Annotated in this window: 24 protein-coding genes and 1 pseudogene; 16 read left to right on the top strand and 9 right to left on the bottom strand. The window is 63.5% G+C overall.

What is annotated here, in order from left to right; genetic code table 11:
• The first annotated feature begins 10 nt into the window (after positions 1-10).
• A complete protein-coding gene (locus tag ACP2YO_RS38805; protein ID WP_426436349.1) occupies positions 11-1,204 on the top strand; it encodes a DUF1501 domain-containing protein in 1,194 nt (397 codons plus the stop codon).
• A 202-nt stretch (positions 1,205-1,406) separates the two neighbouring features.
• Positions 1,407-2,048, top strand: a complete 642-nt coding sequence (locus ACP2YO_RS38800; protein ID WP_426436347.1) for a glutathione S-transferase family protein — start codon at positions 1,407-1,409, stop codon at positions 2,046-2,048.
• 245 nt (positions 2,049-2,293) lie between these two features.
• On the opposite strand, the gene ACP2YO_RS38795 is transcribed toward ACP2YO_RS38800, so the two are convergent.
• Positions 2,294-2,851: a DinB family protein gene (locus ACP2YO_RS38795; RefSeq protein ID WP_426436345.1), complete on the bottom strand. Its 558-nt coding sequence runs from the start codon at positions 2,849-2,851 to the stop codon at positions 2,294-2,296.
• 98 nt (positions 2,852-2,949) lie between these two features.
• Between ACP2YO_RS38795 and ACP2YO_RS38790 the strand changes: the two genes are divergently transcribed.
• A complete protein-coding gene (locus ACP2YO_RS38790; protein ID WP_426436343.1) occupies positions 2,950-3,795 on the top strand; it encodes a LysR substrate-binding domain-containing protein in 846 nt (281 codons plus the stop codon).
• Between the two features lie 21 nt (positions 3,796-3,816).
• Positions 3,817-4,211 (top strand): annotated as a pseudogene (locus ACP2YO_RS38785) (DUF1501 domain-containing protein); the annotation flags it as partial.
• 203 nt (positions 4,212-4,414) lie between these two features.
• Here ACP2YO_RS38785 and pip read toward each other — a convergent pair.
• The 6 genes from pip to pqqA all read right to left on the bottom strand — a co-directional run bounded on the left by pip (position 4,415) and on the right by pqqA (position 8,888).
• A complete protein-coding gene (gene pip / locus ACP2YO_RS38780) occupies positions 4,415-5,395 on the bottom strand; it encodes a prolyl aminopeptidase (protein ID WP_426436341.1) in 981 nt (326 codons plus the stop codon).
• A complete protein-coding gene (pqqE, locus tag ACP2YO_RS38775; RefSeq protein WP_426436339.1) occupies positions 5,385-6,593 on the bottom strand; it encodes a pyrroloquinoline quinone biosynthesis protein PqqE in 1,209 nt (402 codons plus the stop codon). Before pqqE ends, pip begins: the two co-directional genes overlap by 11 nt.
• A complete protein-coding gene (pqqD, locus tag ACP2YO_RS38770) occupies positions 6,590-6,898 on the bottom strand; it encodes a pyrroloquinoline quinone biosynthesis peptide chaperone PqqD (RefSeq protein ID WP_426436337.1) in 309 nt (102 codons plus the stop codon). The genes pqqE and pqqD overlap by 4 nt, the downstream gene beginning before the upstream one ends.
• A gap of 65 nt (positions 6,899-6,963) precedes the next feature.
• Positions 6,964-7,719 carry a pyrroloquinoline-quinone synthase PqqC gene (gene pqqC / locus ACP2YO_RS38765; protein WP_426443420.1) on the bottom strand — a complete coding sequence of 252 codons (756 nt, stop codon included), beginning with the start codon at positions 7,717-7,719 and terminating at the stop codon, positions 6,964-6,966.
• Positions 7,720-7,739: 20 nt separating this feature from the next.
• Entirely contained in the window at positions 7,740-8,669 is a 930-nt protein-coding gene (pqqB, locus tag ACP2YO_RS38760) for a pyrroloquinoline quinone biosynthesis protein PqqB (protein ID WP_426436335.1), read from the bottom strand.
• Between the two features lie 138 nt (positions 8,670-8,807).
• Positions 8,808-8,888, bottom strand: a complete 81-nt coding sequence (pqqA, locus tag ACP2YO_RS38755) for a pyrroloquinoline quinone precursor peptide PqqA (protein WP_035635412.1) — start codon at positions 8,886-8,888, stop codon at positions 8,808-8,810.
• Positions 8,889-9,240: 352 nt separating this feature from the next.
• Between pqqA and ACP2YO_RS38750 the strand changes: the two genes are divergently transcribed.
• The 8 genes from ACP2YO_RS38750 (at position 9,241) to ACP2YO_RS38715 (ending at position 16,403) form a co-directional block, all read left to right on the top strand.
• Complete coding sequence (locus ACP2YO_RS38750) at positions 9,241-9,498, top strand: DUF6894 family protein (protein WP_426436333.1); 258 nt, start codon at positions 9,241-9,243, stop codon at positions 9,496-9,498.
• Positions 9,499-9,681: 183 nt separating this feature from the next.
• Positions 9,682-10,956, top strand: coding sequence for a PQQ-dependent sugar dehydrogenase (locus ACP2YO_RS38745; RefSeq protein ID WP_426436331.1), 1,275 nt, complete (start codon positions 9,682-9,684; stop codon positions 10,954-10,956).
• A 130-nt stretch (positions 10,957-11,086) separates the two neighbouring features.
• Positions 11,087-11,656, top strand: a complete 570-nt coding sequence (locus ACP2YO_RS38740) for a c-type cytochrome (protein ID WP_426436329.1) — start codon at positions 11,087-11,089, stop codon at positions 11,654-11,656.
• Between the two features lie 72 nt (positions 11,657-11,728).
• The gene (locus ACP2YO_RS38735) at positions 11,729-13,120 is read left to right on the top strand and encodes an amidase family protein (RefSeq protein ID WP_426436327.1); all 1,392 of its coding nucleotides are present in this window, start codon (positions 11,729-11,731) and stop codon (positions 13,118-13,120) included.
• Between the two features lie 68 nt (positions 13,121-13,188).
• The gene (locus ACP2YO_RS38730) at positions 13,189-13,665 is read left to right on the top strand and encodes a glutathione peroxidase (RefSeq protein WP_426436325.1); all 477 of its coding nucleotides are present in this window, start codon (positions 13,189-13,191) and stop codon (positions 13,663-13,665) included.
• A complete protein-coding gene (locus ACP2YO_RS38725; protein ID WP_426436323.1) occupies positions 13,662-13,925 on the top strand; it encodes a DUF3297 family protein in 264 nt (87 codons plus the stop codon). The genes ACP2YO_RS38730 and ACP2YO_RS38725 overlap by 4 nt, the downstream gene beginning before the upstream one ends.
• Before the next feature lie 73 nt (positions 13,926-13,998).
• Positions 13,999-15,168 carry a mandelate racemase/muconate lactonizing enzyme family protein gene (locus ACP2YO_RS38720; protein ID WP_426436321.1) on the top strand — a complete coding sequence of 390 codons (1,170 nt, stop codon included), beginning with the start codon at positions 13,999-14,001 and terminating at the stop codon, positions 15,166-15,168.
• Between the two features lie 170 nt (positions 15,169-15,338).
• A complete protein-coding gene (locus ACP2YO_RS38715; RefSeq protein ID WP_426436319.1) occupies positions 15,339-16,403 on the top strand; it encodes a hypothetical protein in 1,065 nt (354 codons plus the stop codon).
• Positions 16,404-16,459: 56 nt separating this feature from the next.
• Here the strand turns inward: ACP2YO_RS38715 and ACP2YO_RS38710 are convergent, their stop codons facing one another.
• Both ACP2YO_RS38710 and ACP2YO_RS38705 read right to left on the bottom strand, forming a co-directional pair.
• Positions 16,460-17,812 (bottom strand): malonyl-CoA decarboxylase, encoded by a 1,353-nt coding sequence (locus ACP2YO_RS38710; RefSeq protein WP_426436317.1) that lies wholly within the window; start codon positions 17,810-17,812, stop codon positions 16,460-16,462.
• A gap of 239 nt (positions 17,813-18,051) precedes the next feature.
• A complete protein-coding gene (locus tag ACP2YO_RS38705) occupies positions 18,052-18,852 on the bottom strand; it encodes a helix-turn-helix domain-containing protein (protein ID WP_426436315.1) in 801 nt (266 codons plus the stop codon).
• A 74-nt stretch (positions 18,853-18,926) separates the two neighbouring features.
• On the opposite strand from ACP2YO_RS38705, the gene ACP2YO_RS38700 reads away from it, so the two are divergent.
• The 4 genes from ACP2YO_RS38700 (at position 18,927) to ACP2YO_RS38685 (ending at position 23,209) form a co-directional block, all read left to right on the top strand.
• On the top strand, positions 18,927-20,105 hold the full coding sequence (locus ACP2YO_RS38700; protein ID WP_426436314.1) for an MFS transporter: 1,179 nt from the start codon (positions 18,927-18,929) through the stop codon (positions 20,103-20,105).
• 235 nt (positions 20,106-20,340) lie between these two features.
• The gene (locus ACP2YO_RS38695) at positions 20,341-21,867 is read left to right on the top strand and encodes an SUMF1/EgtB/PvdO family nonheme iron enzyme (protein WP_426436312.1); all 1,527 of its coding nucleotides are present in this window, start codon (positions 20,341-20,343) and stop codon (positions 21,865-21,867) included.
• Positions 21,868-21,892: 25 nt separating this feature from the next.
• Positions 21,893-22,315, top strand: a complete 423-nt coding sequence (locus ACP2YO_RS38690) for a DUF4399 domain-containing protein (protein ID WP_426436311.1) — start codon at positions 21,893-21,895, stop codon at positions 22,313-22,315.
• A 96-nt stretch (positions 22,316-22,411) separates the two neighbouring features.
• Positions 22,412-23,209: a transporter substrate-binding domain-containing protein gene (locus ACP2YO_RS38685; protein WP_426436310.1), complete on the top strand. Its 798-nt coding sequence runs from the start codon at positions 22,412-22,414 to the stop codon at positions 23,207-23,209.
• The last annotated feature ends 76 nt before the right edge of the window (positions 23,210-23,285 follow it).

Below are 23,285 nucleotides of genomic sequence, written 5' to 3'. Positions count from 1 at the left end.
GAGGTTCGCCATGAACCGCCGTGAACTGATCAAGGCCTTCGCCGCTTCGGCTTCGCTCACCGTCGCCGGGCGGGTCTGGGCCGCGCCCGCGACCGACGCGCGCCTGCTCGTCGTGTTCCTGCGCGGCGCCTACGACGCCGCCAATGTGATCGTGCCCATCGGCAGCGAGTTCTATTACGCCTCGCGTCCGACTCTCGCGGTCGCGCGGCCCGATGCCGGCAATCCAAACGCGGCGCTGGCGCTCGACGCCGGATGGGGCCTGCATCCAAGCTTGCGCGATTCGATCTATCCGCTGTGGGCCAAGCGCGAGGTGGCCTTCATCCCGTTCGCCGGCACCAGCGACGACCTCTCGCGCAGCCATTTCGAGACCCAGGACACGATCGAGCTCGGCCAGGCGGTCGGCGGCAGCCGCGACTACCGTTCCGGCTTCATGAACCGGCTTGCAACTGAGCTGACGCGGGTCAAGCCGATCTCCTTCACCGATCAGTTGCCGCTGATCTTCCGCGGCCAGAACCAGATCCCGAACACCGGCATCGCCAGCGTCAGCAAGCCCGGCGTCGACGACCGCCAGGCGCGGCTGATCAAGCAGATGTACACCCAGGGCAATCTCGCCAGCTCGGTATCGGAGGGTTTTCGCGTCCGCGACGACGTCTACAAGTCGGTCTCCGAGGAGATGACGGCGGCCAACCGCGGCGCGGTCTCGCCGCGCGGCTTCGAACTGTCGGCGCGGCGGATCGGGCGGTTGATGCGCGAGCAGTTCAATCTCGGCTTCGTCGATGTCGGCGGCTGGGACACCCATGTCAACCAGGGCGCGGCGACCGGCTATCTCGCCGACCGCCTGGGCGAGTTGGGCCGCGGCCTCGCCGGCTTCTCCGAGGAGATTGGGCCTGCGATGTGGCGTGACACGGTCGTGGTGGTGATTTCCGAGTTTGGCCGCACGTTCCGCGAGAACGGCGACCGCGGCACCGATCACGGCCATGGCAGCGTCTACTGGGTGATGGGCGGCGGCATCAATGGCGGCCGCATGGCCGGCGAGCAGGTCCAGGTCTCGCAGGCGACCTTGTTCCAGAATCGCGACTACCCGGTGCTGACCGACTACAAGGCGTTCTTCGCCGGCCTGATCCAGCACGTCTACGGTTTGCAGCAGGCCAACCTCGAACGCATCTTCACCGGCATCAAGCCGAAGGATCTGAGTTTGGTTTGAAGGGGCACTGCCAAAATATCGAAAACAACCCCATGCAAAGGAGCCGTCGGTTGCCGGTGTCCGACACGGCAACTTGACCCGTCGGGCAAATCAGCGGTATTTTTCCATTATCCAGAAATCGTGCCATGGCAGCCGGACGGCCGACGAGCAAGTCCAGCGCGCGCCTCAAACCCCAAAGCGCCCAATCCAGGAACGCTCAACCATGCTCACCGTCTATGGCGAAGGTCGCGGCTTCCGTGTTGTTTGGCTGCTTGAGGAATTAGGATTGGCTTATCGGCTGCGCCCGGTCGATCTGCTGGCTGTCGAGAATGATCGCGATTTCCTCGCGATCAACTCTGCCGGCTTCATTCCCGCACTACAAGACGGCGAGACGATCATGGTCGAATCGATCGCGATTCTTGAGTACCTGCTCGCCCGCCGCGGCTCAGGTTCGCTTGCCGTCGCCCCGGACGATCCCGCCTTCGCTTCCTATCTGCAATTTCTCCACTTGGGCGAGGCCGGGCTCGCCGGGCCGATGAACGCCGTCATTGTCGGTCGCCAACTGGCGCCCGAAGCCGAGCGAGATGCCCGGGTTACTTGCTGGGCACTCGAGACCTTCGAGAGCCGGCTGGGGTTGGTTATCCGCCGCCTTGCGGATTGCCCCTATCTCGCCGGCGACCGATTCACTGCTGCCGATATCTCGGTGAGCTACGCCCTCCTGCTCGGCCTGCGAACTGGCAACTACGTCCCGGGTTCTATCGAGCGGGACTATCTCGCCCGCACGACGGCACGCCCTGCCTACGCCCGAGCGATGGAAAGCTGCCAGGCCACCAAAGCTTGGGCGGCGAGGTCACCGGGATTGTAGTGCTCGCTTCATCGGAGCGGCTGCCGCGCTTTCGGTTCACCTCTCCCCCACCGGGGAGAGGTCGGATTGCGCCTGGCGATGCGAAGCATCGTCCAGTGCAATCCGGGTGAGGGCTCTTGCTCTCTCGATAGACCGTAACCCCTCACCCGGTTTGCTGCGCAAATCGACCTCTCCCAAGGGAGAGGTGAACCTCCGCTGCCGCTCCAGACAAATACCATCCCGCTCCAGAGACTTTTTGACCATTGTTAGCCGTCCGATGGCATTTGGGGGGAGCTTGAAAGCAGACTTTCGAAGATAGGCGGCGCCGGTGCGCCGCGCTGAAACGCGAGAAGGTCGAGCGATGGTGGTTCCTTGCCGGTCAGGATCGACACGCAAGCGTGGGCCTGGCCTCGATGGTGCGTCTGATGATTGAACAGATGCTGGAGGATGTCGGCGATCCGCTGTTCCTGCGGTTGCCCGCTCGTGGTTCTGTAGGCATGAACACGATTCAACTGCGCTTCCTCGTAGGCTGAGACAACCATCACGAGCCGCTTGTCCTCCTCAAAGCGAGCACGGGCGAGGTCATGCCGGTCATCAAAGATGATGGCATTAAGACGATCAGGATGTTCGCCTTCGCCTGTCAGTCGACGAAGCCACACTCGATCTGCGAGGAGTAGGTGATTGAGCGTCCCATGAAGGCTGCCGAAGAACACGCCGACCGGCCGCCTATACGCCTCCTCGGGAAGCGCCAGCGCCGCGGCGTAAATGCGGGCGTTCGCCCACCGATTGTAAGCCGCGAACTGGTCAAAGGTAGCTTTGGTCATGAGAACCTCCGCAGGCCACCGTAGCGGCTTCGCACACGCCCATGCGTGAGATATATTCACGCGTCGCGTCGGAGCCACAGCGATATGGACCTACCTATATGGACCTGCCTTCGACAAGGAACTTGCAGGCCCTGGCAGCCCTGAAGAAAGCATCCTCCCTCAGCGCCGCGGCAGAGACGCTTGGAGTGACCCGTTCGGCACTGTCGCACCGGATCGCTGAACTGGAGCGACAACTCGGTGTCATTCTCGTCCGTCAGTCCGGCCGCTGTGCCGTGCTCACGGATGATGCGCAGTCCCTCCTGATGGTGATGGGCAACGCGCTCGACCGTATCGAGGCGGCGGTGGCGCCGCTTCGTCGGCGGCGGGGACAGTTGCGCATCAGCACCGTGGCGACCTTCGCGTCGCTTTGGCTGATCCCCCGCCTTGCGGACTGGCAGCATCAGCATCCCAACATCGAGCTGGCAATTTCCACGACTACGCGGGTGCTCGATCTTGCAGCAGAAGATATTGATTGCGCCGTCCGCCATGGTCTTGGGGATTGGCAGGACCTGTCAGCCACTCTGTTGTTCCACGAAACGCTTGCGCCTGTCGCCCGTCCGGATCTGGCCGACCTTTCCAGTGCAAGCACGGTCATCAGGGCGCGATCGCGCTTCGCAGACTGGACACGCTGGTGGCGCGCGACATGCAAAACAGGGGAACCGCCGATCCGAAGCGTCGTGGTTGAGACCCGCGCCCAAGCGATGGATGCGGCTCTGGCGGGCGCTGGGGTCGCCATGATGGACGAGGCATATGCTCGACCCCATATCGCAGCAGGTCGTCTTCGCCCACATGGCCCAACCACAGAACTTCCCGAAGGCTATTTCCTTGTGACGGCACAAGCGGAGAAGCCACGATCAGCGGCGGTTAGGTTGCTAACAGCCTGGCTGGCGCGTCAAGTCGAGTAAGGTCGAGTAAGTATGGCAGCCGCGGCAACGGGCTATCTCGCCGACCGCTTGGGTGAGTTGGGCCGCGGCCTCGCCGGCTTCTCCGAGGAGATCGGCCCTGCGATGTGGCGCGACACGGTCGTGGTCGTGATTTCCGAGTTTGGCCGCACGTTCCGCGAGAACGGCGACCGCGGCACCGATCATGGCCATGGCAGCGTCTACTGGGTGATGGGCGGTGGCATCAATGGCGGCCGCATGGCCGGCGAGCAGGTCCAGGTCTCGCAGGCAACGCTATTCCAGAACCGCGACTATCCCGTGCTGACCGACACCACAAGGCGTTCTTCGCCGGCCTGATCCCGCACGTCTATGGTTTGCAGCAGGCCAACCTTGAGCGCATCTTCACCGGCATCAAGCCGAAGGATTTGAGTTTGGTTTAGGGAGGAGCGGCGGCTCTTCGCCTCGCCTCGCCCCGCTTGCGGGAAGAGGCCGGAACGCATCGCAAGATGCGTTCCGGGTGAGGGGGAGGCTCCGCGGGAGCATCTGTCACCGCCTATGCGGAAGCAGCCCTCACCCCAACCCTCTCCCCGCAAGAACGGGGCAAGGGGGCGCGGTCCCGCCGCGGTCGCTATTCGATCCAATCTCATCCCGCTTTCGACGCCACATCCGCGATTGCCTTCATCACGGCATTGCGGATGCCGGGATCGTAGAGGATATGGCCGGCGCCATCGATCACGCGAACCTCGCTGCCCGGCCAGCGCGCGGCGAGTGCATGCGTTGTCGCCGGCGGGCATAGCAGGTCGTAGCGGCCCTGCACCATGATGCCGGGAATGCCGGCGAGCAGGCCTGCGTCCTCCATCAGCTGGTTCGGCCGCATGAAGCAGTCATTGGCGAAATAGTGCGCTTCCATGAACGGCGTCGAGGGCAGGGCGCCCGACTTCAATGCCGCGAGATCGAGCCGCGTCTGTTTCGGCGTGTGTTCCGACAGCGTGCGTTCGGTATCGTGCCAGGCCCGTGCGGCCGGCGCGTGCACGGCCGCGTCCGGGTCGAGGATGCGGCGATAATAGGCCGCAATCGGCTGGGCGCGTTCGTCCGCCGGCAGCACGCTCAGGAAATCCTCGTAGAGGCCGGGATAGAAACGCGGCAAGGCGCGCAGGAAGACGTCCTCGAGCTCCTCACGCGTGCCGAGAAAGGTCGCGCGCAGCACAAGGCCACTGACGCGGTCGGGATGCGCCTGCGCGTAAGCCAGCGCGAGCGTTGCGCCCCAGGAGCCGCCGACCACCAGCCAGCGCTCGAAGCCGAACCGTTCGCGGATTTTCTCCATGTCCGCGATCAAATGCGCCGTCGTGTTGTGGTCGCGGCTGCCCTTCGGCCGGCTGCGGCCGCAACCGCGCTGATCGAACAACACGGCGTGGAATCTTTCAGGGTCGAACAGGCGGCGATGGTCCGGCTGGCAGCCGCTGCCGGGCCCGCCGTGCAGATAGACCGCGGCAGTGCCGCCCGCGCGGCCGACGCTCTCGACATGGACGTTGTGACCGTCGCCGACATCGAGCAATTCCGATGTCAGCGGTGCAAAGGGATCGGATCGCCTGGCGGCTTTACCGGCATCGGCGTCAGGCGCCATGATGATCGTCCATCTCCAGCGTGCCGCCGGCGAAGTTGCGGTAGAGGAAGCGGCTCTCGGCGCCTGCGGATTCGCGCTCGGCCTGCTTGAAGATCTCGTCATGCAGCGGCGACAGCGCGCAGGCCGGATCGGTGTTGCCGGCATCGCCGGTCAGTGCGAAGGCCTGGCAACGGCAGCCGCCGAAATCGTCCTCGCGGAATTCGCAGGATTTGCACGGCTCGGGCATCCAGCCCGTGCCGCGATAGCGGTTGAAGGCTTCCGAGTTCTGCCAGATCCAGGCGATCGAATGGTTCGACCGCACCGATTCGAATTCAAGCCCGGTGATGCTTTCGGCGGCGTGGCACGGCAAAACCTTGCCGGCCGGCGAGATGTTGAAGAACTGGCGGCCCCAGCCGCCCATGCATTTCTTCGGCCGCAGCGCGTAATAGTCCGGTACCACATAATCGATCGCGAGCGTGCCCTTCAGGCGTACCTGGGCCTCTTTGACGATACGGCTGGTCTCCTCGATCTGCTCGATCGTCGGCATCAGCGCGGCGCGGTTCTTCAGCGCCCAACCGTAATACTGCACGTTGGCGACTTCGAGCCGGTCGGCGTCGAGATCGACCGCCATCTGGATGATGTCGGAGAGCTGATGCAGGTTCTGCCGGTGCATCACGGCATTCACCGTGAGCGGCAGCTCCAGCTCGCGCGTCCATTTTGCGACTTCGAGCTTCTTGCGGTGCGCATCCCTCAAGCCTGCGACGCGATCGGCGACGAGGGGTTCGTTGCCCTGGAAGCTGATCTGGACGTGGCTGAGGCCGGCATCGGCCAGCGCCGATAATTTGTCCCGGGTCAGGAGCACGGCCGAGGTGATCAAATTGGAATAGAGCCCGACATCGGTCGCGTGCTGCACCAGCTCGACGATGTCCTTGCGCGCGGTCGGCTCGCCGCCGGAGAAATGGATCTGCAGCACGCCGAGCTCGGCGAGCTCGCTTAAGACCTTCTTCCACTCGTCGGTGGTGAGCTCGGTACTGCCGCGGTCGAGCTCGACCGGGTTCGAGCAATAGGGGCATTGCAGTGGGCAGCGATGCGTGACCTCGGCGAGCACCGCGAGCGGGATGCCGTAGGTCTGCGCCGCCGAGCGGCGATTCTCAAGCACCGCGAGACCGTCGGTCGGGCCCGTGGTCGCTGTCTTGTTGCCTGCGAGGATATCGGTCATGACGTCTTCTCGCGCGCTTCGGTGAGAAAGCCCTTGTCGGCCAAATCCTGCAGCATGGCGATCACGTCGGTCATGATCGCCTCGCGTGGTGCTGCGTATTTCGCTGCGAGCTGCTCTGCCATATCGCCGACGCTGCGCACGCCGTCGCAAAGTTGCAGCACTTCGACTGCGATCTGGTCCGGCGCCAGCACGCGCTCCGGCGCCAGGATCACCCAGACCTGCCGCGTCTCATCGAACTTCAGCTTGGCATGGCGCGGCAGTTTCGGCCGGCTGGTCTCGCTGACGCTGATGTTGCGGCTGGCCATGGTTAAGTCTCTTTGTTTGAGCATGATCTTTCGGAAAACCGGGGTCCACTTTTCCGGATCATGCTCTAGCTCGCCTTCGGCACGAAGGCGCCGGGCGGAATGTGGCCCTCGACATAGGCGTATGAGAGCGCGTCGAGTTGCACCCACAGCACGTTGGTCTTGAAGATCAGCGCGTTGCAGACCGCCTCGCGTTCGGCCGGCGTCTTGGCATGTTGCTTGACGTAGTCGAGCGCAAATCCGGCGTCGCGTGGCGCCTGCTGCAGGCGGCGGCTGAAATAGCTCATGATGTCGGGGTTGACGAAGTCATAGTGCTTCAGCATCCCGGAGATGCGCTCCTCATGCAGGTTCGGCGCGAACAATTCGGTGAGTGAGGAGGCGATCGCTTCCAGCGGGGTGCGGTCGCGGCAGAAATGCACATAGGCCTCCACCGCGAACCGCGTCGCCGGCAGGATGCCTTCGGTCGATTCGACATAGGCCGAGTCGAGGCCGAGGCCCTCGGTCAGCTTGAGCCAGCGCTCGATGCCGCCTTCATTGCCGAGATCGCCGTCGTGGTCCTCGATGCGGTGGCGCCACTCGATCCGTGTCTTGCGGTCGCGGAAACGCGAGATCACCGTCGCATCCTTCAGCGGGATCGTGCTCTGGTAGTAGTAGCGGTTCAGCGCCCAGGCCTGCACCTGGCCCTTGTTGAGTTTGCCGCCATGCAACAGCCGGTGGAACGGATGCAGGCTGTGATAGCGCGTCGCGCCAATCTGGCGCAGCGTTGCCTCCATCTGCTCGGCGCTGTCGAGCGCGATGCCCTTGCCGATCGAGAACGCGGTCATTCCAGAGGTAGGCACGGCATTCACAGCACGATCTCCGTTCCGTCGGAAGGAATCTGCCACCCGGCATGTTCGGCCGCCTTGCGCTCTGCCGAGGTTCCAAGCAGTGCCGGGTTGGAGTTGTTGATATGCAAAAACACTTTTCGTCCGATGTCGAGACCGGCGAGGCTTGCGATCGCGCCGTGATCGCCCGACATCGCGATATGTCCCATGCCCTGGCCGGTCTTGTTGCCGAGCCCCGCCACGATCAGCTCGTCGTCGCGCCACACCGTGCCGTCGAAGAACACCAGCGGCGCGCCCGCAAGCCGCGACTTGAGATCGTCGGTCACCCGCGCGCAGGCTGCCAGGAAGTACAAATATTTGCCGCTTCGCCGGTCCGCAATACGCAGGCCGAGCGTATCACCGATGCCGTCGCTGCCGGCCGGATGCGCCTTGCCTTCCAGATACCATGCGCCCTTGCCGGGAACCTCGAACGGCAGCATCTCTAGTCCCGACGGCGATCCGTCGGGCAAAGTGGGTTCAAAGGCCTGGTCGACGGCGATGGGCCGGCGGCTGACGTTCTTGTCGCTCAGCACGTTGAAGATGCTGTTGGAACGCAGAATCGCCAGCACGCGTTCATGCGCGTAGATCGTAAACGGTGATCCCTCACGCATCGACAGCAGTCCTGCGACCGCATCGATCTCGCCATTGGTGAGGATCACGCCCGCGATCGGGCTGTGACGCAGCGCGCCGCTCTGGGGATGCAATTGCGGCGTTGCGATCAGTTGCTGGCGGAGATCGGGAGAGGCATTGATGAGGAACCAGTGCGCGCCATCGCCGCTCACTGCGATCGAGGCCTGCGTGCTCTGCAATTCCGGATGGTCGCTTCGTGCACTTCTGCACACCGGACAGCCGCAGTTCCACTGCGGAACACCGCCGCCTGCCGCGGCGCCCAGGACGACGACGCGAAGCATGATCCGTCTCCTGGAGGAATCTGACGCGAACCTAAAAACACTACGAGGTGGAGCCCGGATTTGAACCACACTCCCCTGATCGGGAGCGCGTCATGACCGGGCGTCCACCTGCGCTAAACCTGTATAGTACGCTGCCGCTTACTTGCGGGTCGCGCACATATACATGTTGATTTCCATGCCGACCGACACTTCGACGATTTTCGGTGCTTTCCAGGCCATTTCGCTCTCCATTGCAATCGGACGAACATTCCGCCCTGCAAGTTAAACTACTGTGGATCGAAAAGTTCGCCAGTTAAATTTTTTGCAGGCGTGCCTTGCCAAGTCCTTGCCAAGTGCATGCTGCATCGCAGTATTTCCGCGTGACTGCTCACGGACTTGTGCGTAGGTTGCGCTCAAAAGCCCGTGGCATCAGACCTTTTTCCTGTTGTTCGCCACACGGTGAATGGTGATCTTGGGCTAGGGAGGGGAAGCAAGCCCTCCTCCGAAGGTCGCGATGACGATTTTGTGCTCTTGTTTGCGTTCTTGTTCGCGTTCTTGGCGGAGAGGGCGCCCAACTAAGCTGAGTTAGCCGATGCCACGCTATTTCTTCAACACCCGTATCGGCGACGAGCTGATTTCCGATCCCGACGGCGAGATCCTGCGCGATCCCGATCGGGCCTGGGAAATGGCGCGAGCCATGATTCGCGAACTCCTGAAGACCGAAGGGGCCGACGGTGCGCTCTTGAGCGCGGTCATTGAGGTGACCGACGACGAGGGCCAGATCGTGCTGGAGTTTCCGTTCACGGAAGCGATTCTCGATAGCCCGGATCGCACAATCACCAGGCATTGAAGCGCGCCGAAACGCCGCGAGGCGGAACCCCGCGTCGTCGCGTTATGTCTTGCATGTTTTCGGTTGCATGTTTCCGATTGCATTTGTCCGGACAAATTCGCAAGACTAGGACGGATGGAAAGCCGCCGATGCCGGTCGTCACCGGTGTCAAGCAAGACGGCTTCCGGCTCAGGGGAGAACGCCATGATGAGTTATTCGCTTGCGCCGCGCAGCCTGTTGCTGGCGGGTGTTTTGTTCGGTGCCTTTACGCTTCATGCCGCAGCGCAACAGCCGGCCAGTCCGCCCGCCGCAGGTGCTGCGCCCGCCGCCCAGCCGCTGCCGCAGGGCTCGCCGCTGCTGGGGCGTCCGGACAATGATGCGGCCGCCAAGCTCGCCCCGGTCGCGGGGCCGCCGATCGCGGCCGCGCCCGACAAATTGCCGCTCGCCAAGCTCAAGGTCCCGGCCGGCTTCAATGTCGAGGTCTATGCCGCCGGCATGGCCAATGCGCGTTCGCTGGCGCTCGGCGACAAGGGCACCGTGTTCGTCGGCAGCCGGCTCGTCGACAAGGTCTATGCGATCGTCAACAAGGACGGCAAACGCTCGGTCAAGGTGCTGGCCTCCGGCCTCTATCGCCCGAACGGCGTCGCTTTCAAGAACGGCACGCTCTACATCGCCGAGCTCTCGCAGGTCTCCAAGATCGACAACGTCGAGGACAGACTGGATAGCCCGCCAAAGCCTACCGTGATCTACGACAAGCTGCCGAAGGACGAGGCCCATGGCTGGAAGTTCATCGCCATCGGTCCCGACAACAAGCTCTATGTCCCGGTCGGCCAGCCCGGCAACGACGTGCTGCATGACGCCGACCACGGCCAGATCCGCCGCATGAATCTCGACGGCACCGGCGCCGAGGTCTACGCGCTCGGCGTGCGCAACTCGCTCGGCTTCGACTGGAGTCCCGAGACCAAGCAGATGTACTTCACCGACAACGGCCGCGACTGGCTGTCGGAGTCGGTGCCGGAAGACGAACTCAACCGCGTCACCAAGGCCGGCGAGGATTTCGGCGCGCCGTTCTGCTACCAGGGCAATATCGTCGATCAGGAACTCGGCTGGGGTAAATCCTGCAAGGACTACACGCCGCCGGTCGGCCTGATGGGCCCGCACACCGCCTCGCTCGGCATGCGCTTCTACACCGGAAGCCAGTTCCCGAAGTCGTACAAGGACGCGATCTTCGTCGCGCGGCACGGCTCCTGGAACAAGTCGCAGAAGCAGGGCGGTGATGTCGTCGTGGTCAAGCTGAACAAGGACGGCACCGTGAAGTCGGTCGAGCCGTTCATGACCGGCTTCCTCGAGGACAACAAGTATGTCGGCCGCCCCGTCGACGTGATGCTGCTGAAGGACGGCTCGCTGCTGGTTTCCGACGACTGGAACGGCGCGGTCTATCGCGTCAGCTACGGCAAGCAGAAGGTCGCGAACCAGTAAGTCCAAGTAACCTCCAAGTAGCCAGCCGCCGTCATTGCGAGGAGCGAAGCGACGAAGCAATCCGTATCTCCGCAGGTAGCGGCATGGATTGCTTCGCTTCGCTCGCAATGACGGCCGTGGAGATGAATCGATGCGTTACACGATCCTTGCAGCCTTGGCGTTTGCGTCCATCGCCGTCTCCTCAAACGCTGAAACCATCCAGGAACGCACCGTCGCCTGCTTTGCCTGCCACGGCGAGCATGGCACGTCGGAAACCGAGAACACGCCCTCGCTCGGTGGCCAGCAGGCGCCCTATGCGCTGATCCAGCTCTTCATGTTCCGTGAAAAGCTGCGCATCTTCGAGCCGATGAACGAGATGGCGAAGTCGTTCACCGACGACGATTTGCGCACCTTCTCCGACTTCATCGCCACGCTGCCGAAGCCTGCGCCGCCCACCGAGGCCGGCGATCCGGCGCGGATGGCGCGCGGTCAGGCCCTGGTGCAGCAGAACCGCTGCAACACCTGCCACAACACCGATTTTTCGGGCAAGGAGAACGTCCCGGGGATCGCCAATCAGCGCGAGGATTATCTCGCCAAGACGCTGGCTGAATACAAGGACAACAGCCGCCACGGCTATGACGCCACCATGGCCGACGTGATGCAGACCGTGACCAAGGAGCAGATTTCATACCTTGCCTATTACGTCGCCCATTTCCGCTGATAGATCGGGCGGCAGGCCGCTGGCCTTGTGTTTCGGGCGGCGCTAAAAGGCCTCCGTCACACGGAGTGGTACATGCAGGATCTTTGGCGTTTGTCGGCGACCGAACTCGCCGGCCTCATCAAATCGAAGAAGGTTTCGGCGAAAGAGGCGGCGGAGGCCGGCCTTGCCCGCCTCGACGCGGTCAACCCGAAGATCAACGCGGTAGTCGATCACCGGCCGGACGACGTGCTGGCGCAGGCCGCATCCATCGATGCGGCAATCGCGCGCGGCGACGAACTAGGTCCGCTCGCTGGCGTGCCCGTCACGATCAAGGCCAATGTCGACCAGGAAGGCTTTGCCACCACCAACGGCCTGAAGCTGCAGCGCGACACCATGGCCAAGGCCGACAACCCCGTGGTCGCCAATCTGCGCAAGGCCGGTGCCGTGCTGCTCGGTCGCACCAATTGCCCGGCCTTCTCCTATCGCTGGTTCACCACCAATCTCATTCATGGCGACACGAAAAATCCGCGCGATCCCGGCATCACCCCGGGCGGCTCGTCCGGCGGCGCGGGCGCAGCGGTCGCGGCCGGCATCGGTCACATCGCGCATGGCACCGATATCGCGGGCTCGATCCGCTATCCCGCTTATGCCTGCGGCGTGCATGGCTTGCGGCCGAGCCTGGGCCGCATTCCCGCGTTCAATGCCGCGCTGCCGGAGCGCCCGATCGGCCCGCAGATCAGCGCCGTCTCCGGCCCGCTGGCGCGCACCGTCAACGATCTGCGGATTTCGCTGGCGGCGATGTCCGCGCCTGACCCGCGCGATCCCTGGTACGCGCCGGTGCCACTCGAAGGGCCGCCGCGGCCGAAGCGCGTCGCGATGTGCCTCAATCCCGATGGCCTCAACCCCGTGCCCGAGGTGGTCGCCGCGGTGGCGGATGCCGGCAAGCGGCTGCAACATGCGGGCTGGATCGTCGAGGAGATCGCTGACACGCCGTCCCTGCGCGAGGCCGCCGATATCCAGACCAAACTCTGGCTCGGTGACGGCTACGAGGCCCAGCTTGAAATGGCCGAGCGCGAGGGCGATCCCGGCGCGCTCGCCTGCCTGCGGGGGAACCGTGCCAAGGTGCATCCGTTCGACCTCTCGAAGGCGCTGACCCGGCGCGCGACGCTGACGCGGGAATGGTTCGCATTTCTCGACAAATATCCGGTGCTGCTGATGCCGGTATCCGGCGAACTGCCATTTCCGGATCATCTCGACCGCAAGGACGAGGCGTCCTTTGCCCGGGTGTGGCATGCGCAATTGTCGCAGATTGCCATTCCCTTCATGGGGCTTCCCGGGCTAACCGTTTCCACCGGACTGGTCGGACGGATTCCGGTCGGCGTCCAACTGGTGGCCGGCCGCTATCGCGAGGATCTCTGCCTCGCCGCGGGCGAGGCGGTCGAAGCCGGCGGCACGCCGTCGGCGGCGATCGATCCGGCAGATTAGCGCATGATCCGGAAAAGTGGATCCCGGTTTTCCGACCAGATCATGCGCCGATAAGAGCGAGTAGGAACATGCCGAGCGTTTATGATTTCACGGCCCAGTCGTTGACCGGCGACGACGTGCCGCTGCAGCGGTTCGAGAAGCAGGTGCTGCTGATCGTCAACACCGCGAGCGCCTGCGGCTTCACGCCACAATACAAGGGCTTGCAGGAGCTGCACGCCGACCTGTCGCCGCGCGGTTTTGCCGTGCTCGGCTTTCCCTGTAACCAGTTCGGCGCGCAAGAGCCGGGTGATGCGAAGCAGATCGCGAATTTCTGCGAGACCAACTACGCCGTGACGTTCCCGATGTTCGCCAAGGTCGACGTCAACGGCGCCAACGCGCATCCGCTGTATGACTATTTGAAGCGTGAGAAGTCGGGCCTGCTCGGGTCATCGATCAAATGGAATTTCACCAAATTCCTGGTCGATCGATCCGGCAAGGTGGTGGCACGGCATGCGCCGACCGCCCGGCCCGAAGGATTGAAGAAGGATATCGAGGCGCTGCTATGAGCGAGAACGACGACACCACCAACGAGCCATTCCCCGACCGTCTCTCGGTCAACCCCGGCAGCCCGTATTACAACGAGGCAATCCTGTCGCGCGACGTCGGCATCCGCTTCAAGGGCGCCGAAAAGACCAATGTGGAAGAATACTGCATCAGCGAAGGCTGGGTCCGCGTCACCGCCGGCAATGCCAAGGACCGCCACGGCAACCCGTTGACCATCAAGGTGCACGGCCCGGTCGAGCCATATTTCCGCGACAAGAAGTAAAACACTGTCATTCCGGGTTCGATGCTTCGCACCGCCCCGGAATGACGTGCTTACCAACTTGGAAAGCAACCCCATGTCCGTCCGCATCGTCGACGTCCGCGAAGTCACAAAACCGATCTCCTCGCCGATCCGCAACGCCTATATCGACTTCACCAAGATGACCACGAGCCTGGTTGCCGTGGTCACCGACGTGGTGCGCGACGGCAGGCGGGTGGTCGGCTACGGCTTCAATTCCAACGGCCGCTACGGGCAGGGCGGCCTGATCCGCGAGCGCTTTGCGCCGCGGCTCAAGGAAGCCGATCCGAAATCCTTGCTCGATGCCAGCGGCGACAATCTCGATCCGGACAAGGTCTGGTCGACCTTGATGTCGAACGAGAAGCCGGGCGGCCATGGCGAGCGCTCGGTTGCGGTCGGCACCATCGACATGGCGGTGTGGGACGCGGTGGCGAAGATCGCAGGAAAACCGCTGTTCCGGCTGCTGGCCGAGCGTCACGGTGTGAACGCCAATCCGCGCGTCTTCGTCTATGCCGCCGGCGGCTACTACTATCCGGGCAAGGATCTCGGCGCATTGCGAGCGGAGATGCGCGGCTATCTCGACCGTGGCTACAACGTCGTGAAGATGAAGATCGGTGGCGCCCCGCTCGCGGAGGATCGCGGGCGCATCGAGGCGGTGCTGAAGGAGATCGGCAGCGGCGCGCAGCTCGCGGTCGATGCCAATGGCCGCTTCGATCTCGAGACCGCGATCGCCTATGCCAAGATGCTGCGGGAGTACCCGCTATTCTGGTATGAGGAGGCCGGCGATCCGCTCGACTATGCGCTGCAGGCCGCGCTTGCGGAGTTCTATCCGGGGCCGATGGCAACCGGCGAAAACCTGTTCAGCCATCAGGACGCACGAAACCTGATCCGCTATGGCGGCATGCGGCCGGACCGCGACTGGCTGCAGTTCGACTGCGCGCTGTCCTACGGGCTCTGCGAATATCAGCGCACGCTCCAGGTGCTGAAGACCCATGGCTGGTCGCCGAGCCGCTGCATCCCGCATGGCGGCCATCAGATGTCGCTCAACATCGCAGCCGGCCTAGGCCTCGGCGGCAATGAGAGCTATCCCGACCTGTTCCAGCCCTATGGCGGTTTCCCGGACGGCGTGCGCGTCGAGAACGGCCATATCACCATGCCCGACCTGCCGGGCATCGGGTTTGAGGGAAAGTCGGATTTGTACAAGGAAATGAAGGTCTTGGCGGAGTAGCCAGGTCAATTCAGCGAGTTGACGCCTGGCCGAACGGACCGCTCACCAATCTTTGTGAGCGATGCTCAAATATTTGTTGAGCGTCGCTCAATTTCAGCTATAGTCAGATGCGAGACGACCTTGACCGGTTTAGCGGGGAGAGGCGTGACCCACCACACGGGAACAGTCGCATGCCGTATTCAGCAAACGATCTACGCGTTGCCGCAGATGCCGGGGTGATCAGCGCGGCTGATCTGGAGCGGTTGCTCGCCTTTCTGTCGCGCGGTGAATCGCGGGAACTGGCCAGCGGCGCAAGCCCGCGGGCCAAGTTCGATGCCGCGAGCCTGCTCTGGTACGCCGGCGCATTGATTGTGATCGGCGCCATGGGGCTGTTCTCGACGCTGGCTTTCTCGCAGATGGGTGGCCGTGCGCTCACGCTCTGCGCGATCGCGTATGCGATCGGATTTAGCGTGGCGGGCCACTATCTCTGGCACGCCAGGAATTTGCGTGTACCCGGCGGATTGCTGATCGCCGTCGCAGTGTCGATGGCGCCGCTCGCGGTCTACGGCATTCAGGATGAACTCGGCTGGTGGGGCACGTTCGGCAAGCCGGGGACGGTGCACGACTTCTACATCTGGGTCAAAGGCAGTTGGGTCTTCATGGAGATCGCGACTGTCGCCGCCGGCATCGTCGCGTTGCGCTATTACCGGTTTCCATTCATCGTCGCGCTCATCGCGGTTGCGCTTTGGTTCATGTCGATGGATCTGGCGCCGTGGTTCAGCGGTGTGAATTACCTCGATTTCGAGATGCGGCGCAGGGTGTCGATCTGGTTCGGGCTGCTTGTCCTCGCGGTGGCCTGGACCGTGGACTATCGCAGCCGCAATGGCGACTTTGCCTTCTGGCTGCATCTGTTCGGATTGCTGGCCTTCTGGGGTGGAATTACCTCGTCCGACAGCGCCACCGAACTGGGGCGGGCGATGTATTGCCTGTTCAATGTCGGCCTGCTCGCGCTCGCCGTGATCCTGATGCGGCGCGCCTATGCGGTGTTTGGCGCGTTTGGCATCTGTCTCTATCTCGGACATCTCGCCGACGTCGTCTTCAAGGACTCGCTGTTGTTTCCCTTCGCGCTGTCGCTGATCGGAGTAGCCGTTATCGCCGCCGGTCTGCTCTATCATCGCAACGAGCGCGCCATCGCCAGCTGGCTCGCCGCGCATCTCTCCGCTGCAATGTTGCGGTTCAGGTCCGTGTCCCCCTGACGTAGTGGCCGATTGCCTCGCTTGCGCGCGCAACGACGTGGAGAGGCCGACAACCGCTACGACAGCCGTATATCGAGCAGCCGGCGGCCATCGCCTTTCAGCAGCTTCTTTACCGCGCTCGAGGCGATCACCTCGCCGTTGTTGGCGTAGGCCTCGTGGTTCTTTTCGATGTCGTCGAGGCGATAGAGGTAGTTGACCATGATGCCGGCGGATTCGCGCAGGCCCTTGGGCGAGAGGTCGCCGAGCCAGTCGATCCGCTCCAGCCGCGCGCCGTTGCCGAGATGGAAGCGTGCGACCGAATCGATCTGACGGCCCTTCGGCGTACGCGCCTTGAGGAAATAGTAGGCGGCGAGCGGCTCCACGATCGCGCGCAGTTGCGCGGCGAGCTCGTCATTCTCGAACCAGCCCGGCTTGTCGAGGCTTTCCAGCAATTGGCGGTCGTCCGCGGTGAGCGGAACGTCATCGGCCTGCTTCACCCATTGCATGAAGCCCGGCACCGGCGACAGCGTCACAAAGGTGTCGAGCTTGGGCAACTCGCGGCGCAGCTCCTCGACCACCTGCTTGATCAGGAAACTGCCGAAGGAAATGCCGCCGAGCCCGCGCTGGGTGTTCGAGATCGAATAGAACACGGCGGTGCGGGCGCGCTCGACCGCCACCGGCTCGCGCTCCTCGGCGAGCAGCGGCGCGATCGCGCCGGGAATGGTTTCGGTCAGTGCGACCTCGACGAAGATCAGCGGCTCGTCGGCGAGCGCCGGATGGAAGAAGGCGTAGCAGCGGCGGTCGACCGGATCGATGCGGCGGCGCAGATCGTCCCAGTCGCGGATCTCGTGCACGGCCTCATAACGGATGATCTTTTCCAGAATATTGGCCGGCGATGACCAGTCTATCCTGCGCAGCACTAGGAATCCCCTGTTGAACCAGGATGAGAGCAGATGCGACACGTCGCGGTCGAGGACGGCGAGGTCCTTGTTGCCCTTCATCAGTGAAAGCAGATCGGATCGCATCGACACCAGGTCGCTGGTGCCGCCCGGCGCGCGGTTGAGCCGGCGAATCAATTCCTGCCGGCGCGGCTCGGAGGCAAAATGCAGATCGCTGGCATCATCACCGTTGGCCTGCGCGCGCCAGCTTTCGATCGCCTGCACCAGCCGGGCGTGATCGGGGCCGAAATCGCGCGACAGTGTCTGGAAGAACGACAGACGGCCGGCGGCGTCGAGGTGATGGTAGCGATCGAGCACCTCGCGCGCCATCGCGGTACCGGACGCCTCGCCGCGGCCCGACAGCAGCGCCTCGCAGAGTTCCAGGAGCTCGGAGGCGTCCTGTTTGTCGTCGGCAGAACCGACCCGCCCGAGCAGGATGCGGCCGCGTTCGGAGATCGTCGAGAGCAGGTCGGAGAAGAAAGCGTTGGCCATAGGCAGGTCGTGTCCGGTGATGCCGAACCTTACACGGATTTAAGGCTGGAGGGATGAGAGTCAAGCGCATGGATCGTACGGAAATATGTCGCAGCTCGATTCGTCATGGCCGGGCATAGCCGTCCGCAGGACGGCGTCGCTTCCGCTCGCCTACGCCCGGCCATCCATCTCCTTGAAGAACAGAACTTTTGTGACGGACGATGGATACGCGGGTCAAGCCCGCGTATGACGAGTCGTGTTCACGTTTTCTCCGCAAACTCCGTCGGCGTCTTGCCGGTCACCTGGCGGAAGGCGTGGGAAAACGCCGGTACGCTGGCGTAGCCGAGGTCGGAGGCGACCTGCTTGATGGAAAAGTTCGCGTCCGTCGACAGCCGTTCGATCGCGGCCGCGATGCGGGCGCGCTGGCACCAGCTCTTGAAGCTCAGTTGCGTCTCTGCCGAGAACAGCCGTGACAGGGTTCGCGCCGAAGTGCCGACCTCGCGCGCCAGCGTCTCGATCTCGTGGTCGTGCGTCGGATCTGCCAGCACGATGTCGGCGGCGCGGCGGCATCGCGGCTCCTGCGGCAACGGAATGAAGGTTGCGGAGTCCTCGGCGCGGTGGAGCTCGAGCATGACGAGCCGGATCAGAAGTTCAATGCGCTCCTCGCTGCTCGAACTGTCGAACAGCGCGAGCATTGCCTGATGCAGCAGCGGCGAGACCCGCACCACGAATTCGTTGCGAAGGCTGTCGCTGCGCTCCTCGCGTGCGAGCCAGGCTTGCTCGAAATACAGCGTGCGCATCTCGATGTCGGCGAGCACGTCGATCGCATGGCCGAACAAGGCAGGGACCCAGACCGCGCGGTCCGGCGGCACCAGCCAGCGGCCCTTCGGCGTGGACACCTGCATGGTGCCCTTCGCGGCATAGACCAGTTGCGCCTCGCGGTGCATGTGGGGGTCAAGCCGATGACCCTTCTTGTACGTGCGCGCGACCAGATGCACGCCATCATCGGTGACGAGCCGTTGCTCATAAAGCGGTCTGATTGGCGGCTCAGCGATAGTCATTGGCGACATCCCGTCAGTACATGACCCTATAACCTATTTTCGAGCCTTTGAAGATTCGAGTGAGAAACCTGCCCATGAATAGCCCCAGCCGGGTGATCAGCTTCGTCAACGCCGCCCACTTCATCGACCATTATGCGATGCTGATTTTCGCCGCCGCCGTCATCATCATGGGCCCGGCGCTCGGCATGGCCTATTCGGAACTGTTGCCGTATGCGACGCCGGGCTTCATCGCCTTCGGCGCCGGATCGCTGATCACGGGTTGGCTCGGCGACCGCTGGAGCCGCCGCCACATGATGGTGATCTTCTTCGTCGGCATCGGTCTTGCCATGATCTCGGTCGGCTTCGTGCAGACGCCCCTGCAACTCGGCGTGGCGCTGTTTGCGATCGGCATCTTCGCCTCGATCTACCACCCCGTCGGCACCGCGATGATCGTGTCCTATGCCGAGAAGCTCGGGGCCCAGATGGGAATCAACGGCGTCTGGGGCAATCTCGGCGTCGCTTCCTCGGCGCTGGTCACCGGCGTGGTCGGCCAATATCTCGGCTGGCGCTGGGCCTTCATCGTGCCCGGCGTGGTCACCGTGCTGATCGGCATCGCCTTTGCGATGACCGTGGTCCATGAGGACCGCAAGGGCTCCAGGCAGGCGGCTGCCCAGGTGCGCGTCGCCAAGGAAGACATGTGGCGCGTGGTGCTGGCGCTGCTGATCGTCGTGATCGCGATCTCGACCACGTTCAACGCGGTGACGGTGGCGCTGCCAAAGTTGTTCGCCGAACGGCTCGCCGATTTGACCAAGAGCCCGGCGCTGCTCGGCCTGATTGCGGCCGGGGTCTACGTGTTCGGTGCGATGACGCAATACACGATCGGCAAGCTGCTGGACAAACACTCGCTGAAGACGGTGGCACTGCCGCTGTCATTCATGTTGGCGCCGTTCCTCTATCTTGCTGCCAGCCTGTCGAACCTGCCGCTGATCGTGGTCTCGATCGGCATCGTGATGGGCGCCTTCGGGCAGGTCACGGTCAACGATGCCATGGTCGGCAAATACACCACCGAGGAATGGCGCTCACGGGCCTATGCGGTGCGCTACTTTGTCGGCTTCACCGCAGCGGGTGCTTCCGTCGGCCTGGTGGCCTGGCTATACGACCATGGCGGCTTCAGCATGATGCTGCGCGCGTTTGCGGCGCTCTGCCTGCTGGCGATCGCGGCCGCGATCATCCTGCCGCGCGAGATCAAGGTGACGGTAGCGCAGCCGAACTGACGGCGGTGACGCTTTGCCGCGACAATTTGGGTTGACATGGTCGGGAAGCACACATCCGACGCCGGTCAAGCAACTGCGCTTCATGCACTGCACACTTGCCTGTGAGCTTTGTTCCGACATTCCATGAACTTGTTCCGACCCTACGGTGTGGTACGCTCCGCCCGGGCTTCGGGGACCCAGGTGCCGGTCGCGCCTTTATCACTGCCGTTCGTGATTTTGTGGAGCCGGCCCAGCTATGGGAGAAATTCGCGACTTCAAGTCAGGCAAATCAGGCAAACCGCCGCCCGACGAAGCGGTGCCGCGGCGCCTTGCGGCCATCGTTGCGGGCGACATCGCCGGCTATAGCCGGTTGATGGAACTCGATGAAGAGGGCACGCATAGCCGGGTTAAGCGGATCCAGCGCGATCTTATCGAACCCACCATTGCCGAACACCACGGCAAGCTGGTCAAGACCACCGGCGACGGTTTCTTGGCGATGTTCGACAGTCCTGTCGAGGCTGTCCGATGCAGCATCGTGATCCAGCAAAACCTGGTCGGCCGGAACGCGGGGGTGCCGAAGGATTACTGGATCGCGTACCGTATCGGGGTCAATCTCGGCGACGTCATCATCGAACCCGACGACATCTATGGCGACGGCGTCAACGTTGCTGCGCGCCTGGAAGGCATTGCCGCGCCGGGCGAGGTCTTCATCTCCGGCGGCATCTACGAGCAGATCAAGCACAAACTGGTCTGCGGATACGAGTCGCTCGGCGACCGCAAGGTCAAGAACATCACCGATCCCGTCCGCGTCTATCGCGTGTTGCCGGACGCCGCGGCGTACAATCGCACGCGCAAGCGTCGCGAGAATGTCCTGATCGGTCTGCTCGGCATCGCGATCGCGATCATCGCCGGCGGCGCGCTCTGGTACATGCTGGCACAGCCGCGCGGCGAGCCACGCGACGTGGCGCAGGCGCCATCGCCGGCCGAACCGGCGCCTGCCGTCAAGCAGGCAGCGCCGAGTGCCACGCCAAATCCGGTGCCGACGCTTGCCGGGCAACAATCGTCGCCCCAGCCTGCGCCCTCCGCGACCGCGCAAGCTGCGTCCGTGCCGGAGTCCGAAATGGTCCCCCTTCAAGGCGGCAGTTTTTCGATGGGGAGCAATGATGACGCCTCGGAACGCCCGATCCACCGGGTGACCGTAAAGCCTTTTGCGATGGGCAAGTATCCGGTCACGGTGCGCGAATGGAATGCGTGCGCGGCGGCCAAGGCCTGCGGCTTCACGGCGTCAGGCAAGGACGATGCGCCGGTCACCAATGTGAGCTGGAGCGACGCCAAGCAATATGTGACGTGGCTCGCCAACCACGCCAAGAAGGCGTACCGGCTTCCGAGCGAATCCGAATGGGAGTTCGCGGCGCGCGGCGGAACCCAAACCAAATATTGGTGGGGCGATCAGATGCAATCGGGCGCAGCGAGTTGCAGGGATTGCGGCGGCGACGCCGGCGCCGAGCAGCCGGTCAAGGTCGGCAGCTTCAAAGCGAATCCGTTCGGCCTTTACGACATGGGCGGCGGCGTCGACCAGTGGGTTGAGGATTGCTGGCACAGGAGTTACCAGGGCGCACCGGCCGACGGTTCGGTCTGGTCCGGCGGTGACTGCGCGTCCCACGTCATCCGCTCCGGCTCCTGGAAGAATGACACGCGCTATGTGCGGCCGGCCAATCGCGACAATTACGACACCAACGTTCGCTATCCGACCCACGGCTTCAGGGTCGCGCTGTCACCGTAGAGCATGATGATCGGGGAAGGGGTCGATGACAATTGCACGCTTCATCCTGCTTGCGGCGGCGGTGCTGATCGCGACCCCTGCCCACGCACAAGGCAAGCCGGCGCCACACGACGCAAAGCTGTATTTCGTCTGGCCGCATGACGGGGCGACCATCAAGGGCGCGTTCTGGTGCCGCTTCGGCCTGCGCAACATGGGCGTCACCCATGCCGGCGACGACTATCCGAACAGCGGTCACCATCATTTGCTGATCGACGTGAACGAGCCGCTCAATCCGAACGAGCCGATTCCATCGGACAAGTCGCATCTGCATTTCGGTGCGGGCCAGACCGAGACCCAAATCGAACTGCCGCCCGGCAAGCACACGCTGCAACTGGTGCTGGGCGACGCCAAGCACTATCCGTTCAATCCCCCCATCGTCTCCGAGAAGATCACCATTAGGGTCAAGTAGATCGGCTGCGATGGCCACCTTGCGCAAATGGCCGTTGCGCGGATCTAGCGCCTACGGTTTTGTTGCCGGGCGTGGATCCGGCGTGGAGGAAGTCCGATGTCTCGTCAACTGTTGCGTCTTGCCGGCCTCGTTCTGGGAGTGATGATGATGGCCGTGCCAGCCCATGCCGATGCCCTGAAGGATGAGATCGCGCCGACCGGCAAGCTTCGGGTCGCGATCGCGATCAGCCCGGCCGGCGGCGCGTTCTGGTCGACGAAGACCGCGAACGGCTATGCCGGTGTTCCCGTCGACCTCGGCCGCGAGATGGCGGCGCAGCTTGGCGTTCCCGTCGAATATGTCGTGCACCTGAATTCCGGCCAGATCACCGATGCGGCGGGCAACAACACCTGGGACATCACGTTCCTTCCCAAGGATCCCGAGCGTGAGACCAGGATGACGTTCGGGCCGATCTACGAGGTCGCCGACGCCACCTACATCGTCAGGCCGGGCTCGAAGATTGTGAATTTCGCGACGCTCGACCAGGAGGGCGTCAAGGTCGCCGCCGTCAACAACACCACGACCATGCGCGGCGCGATCGCGCATCTCAAGCACGCCAGGGTGACGGGCTATCAGACCTATGACGAAATATTCCATCTGCTGGAGAACGGCGAGGTCGACGCCTTCGCGCTGTCGCGCGACCAGCTCATCGCGATGGCGAAGCAGATTCCGGGCACGTGCGTGCTGGATGAGACCTTCAAGCAGACCGTGACCGCCGTCGCGGTGCCGCTCAACCATCCGCTCGCCGCCGCCTTCGCCACCAAATTCATGACCGACGCAATCGCCAACGGTACGCTGCGCAAGGCCTATGACAATAACGGCCTGAAGGATACGCCGATCCGGACCCAGACCAAGTAGCGGTACCGTCAAGGGGATGCGCACTGAGCCGTGAGCCTCTCGCGGCTTGATCTCGACGGGCATATCGGGCTCTCCT

Origin of the sequence: Bradyrhizobium genosp. P, assembly GCF_049949265.1 — a bacterium.
GTDB lineage: Bacteria > Pseudomonadota > Alphaproteobacteria > Rhizobiales > Xanthobacteraceae > Bradyrhizobium.
The sequence above is the reverse complement of the archived record's forward strand: the minus strand, read 5'-3'. Positions and strand labels throughout refer to the sequence as shown.

What these genes read in the sequence shown, in the direction of transcription:
- ACP2YO_RS38745 (WP_426436331.1), top strand. Translation starts at nt 9,682, where the DNA reads ATGATGAGTTATTCGCTTGCGCCGCGCAGCCTGTTGCTGGCGGGTGTT.
- ACP2YO_RS38725 (WP_426436323.1), top strand. Translation starts at nt 13,662, where the DNA reads ATGAGCGAGAACGACGACACCACCAACGAGCCATTCCCCGACCGTCTC.
- ACP2YO_RS38700 (WP_426436314.1), top strand. Translation starts at nt 18,927, where the DNA reads ATGAATAGCCCCAGCCGGGTGATCAGCTTCGTCAACGCCGCCCACTTC.
- pqqC (WP_426443420.1), bottom strand. Translation starts at nt 7,719, where the DNA reads ATGACCGCGTTCTCGATCGGCAAGGGCATCGCGCTCGACAGCGCCGAG.
- ACP2YO_RS38790 (WP_426436343.1), top strand. Translation starts at nt 2,950, where the DNA reads ATGGACCTGCCTTCGACAAGGAACTTGCAGGCCCTGGCAGCCCTGAAG.
- ACP2YO_RS38740 (WP_426436329.1), top strand. Translation starts at nt 11,087, where the DNA reads ATGCGTTACACGATCCTTGCAGCCTTGGCGTTTGCGTCCATCGCCGTC.
- ACP2YO_RS38695 (WP_426436312.1), top strand. Translation starts at nt 20,341, where the DNA reads ATGGGAGAAATTCGCGACTTCAAGTCAGGCAAATCAGGCAAACCGCCG.
- ACP2YO_RS38690 (WP_426436311.1), top strand. Translation starts at nt 21,893, where the DNA reads ATGACAATTGCACGCTTCATCCTGCTTGCGGCGGCGGTGCTGATCGCG.
- ACP2YO_RS38710 (WP_426436317.1), bottom strand. Translation starts at nt 17,812, where the DNA reads ATGGCCAACGCTTTCTTCTCCGACCTGCTCTCGACGATCTCCGAACGC.
- ACP2YO_RS38715 (WP_426436319.1), top strand. Translation starts at nt 15,339, where the DNA reads ATGCCGTATTCAGCAAACGATCTACGCGTTGCCGCAGATGCCGGGGTG.
- ACP2YO_RS38750 (WP_426436333.1), top strand. Translation starts at nt 9,241, where the DNA reads ATGCCACGCTATTTCTTCAACACCCGTATCGGCGACGAGCTGATTTCC.
- pqqA (WP_035635412.1), bottom strand. Translation starts at nt 8,888, where the DNA reads ATGGCCTGGAAAGCACCGAAAATCGTCGAAGTGTCGGTCGGCATGGAA.
- pip (WP_426436341.1), bottom strand. Translation starts at nt 5,395, where the DNA reads ATGGCGCCTGACGCCGATGCCGGTAAAGCCGCCAGGCGATCCGATCCC.
- ACP2YO_RS38730 (WP_426436325.1), top strand. Translation starts at nt 13,189, where the DNA reads ATGCCGAGCGTTTATGATTTCACGGCCCAGTCGTTGACCGGCGACGAC.
- pqqB (WP_426436335.1), bottom strand. Translation starts at nt 8,669, where the DNA reads ATGCTTCGCGTCGTCGTCCTGGGCGCCGCGGCAGGCGGCGGTGTTCCG.
- ACP2YO_RS38720 (WP_426436321.1), top strand. Translation starts at nt 13,999, where the DNA reads ATGTCCGTCCGCATCGTCGACGTCCGCGAAGTCACAAAACCGATCTCC.
- pqqD (WP_426436337.1), bottom strand. Translation starts at nt 6,898, where the DNA reads ATGGCCAGCCGCAACATCAGCGTCAGCGAGACCAGCCGGCCGAAACTG.
- ACP2YO_RS38705 (WP_426436315.1), bottom strand. Translation starts at nt 18,852, where the DNA reads ATGACTATCGCTGAGCCGCCAATCAGACCGCTTTATGAGCAACGGCTC.
- ACP2YO_RS38685 (WP_426436310.1), top strand. Translation starts at nt 22,412, where the DNA reads ATGTCTCGTCAACTGTTGCGTCTTGCCGGCCTCGTTCTGGGAGTGATG.
- ACP2YO_RS38735 (WP_426436327.1), top strand. Translation starts at nt 11,729, where the DNA reads ATGCAGGATCTTTGGCGTTTGTCGGCGACCGAACTCGCCGGCCTCATC.
- pqqE (WP_426436339.1), bottom strand. Translation starts at nt 6,593, where the DNA reads ATGACCGATATCCTCGCAGGCAACAAGACAGCGACCACGGGCCCGACC.
- ACP2YO_RS38800 (WP_426436347.1), top strand. Translation starts at nt 1,407, where the DNA reads ATGCTCACCGTCTATGGCGAAGGTCGCGGCTTCCGTGTTGTTTGGCTG.
- ACP2YO_RS38805 (WP_426436349.1), top strand. Translation starts at nt 11, where the DNA reads ATGAACCGCCGTGAACTGATCAAGGCCTTCGCCGCTTCGGCTTCGCTC.
- ACP2YO_RS38795 (WP_426436345.1), bottom strand. Translation starts at nt 2,851, where the DNA reads ATGACCAAAGCTACCTTTGACCAGTTCGCGGCTTACAATCGGTGGGCG.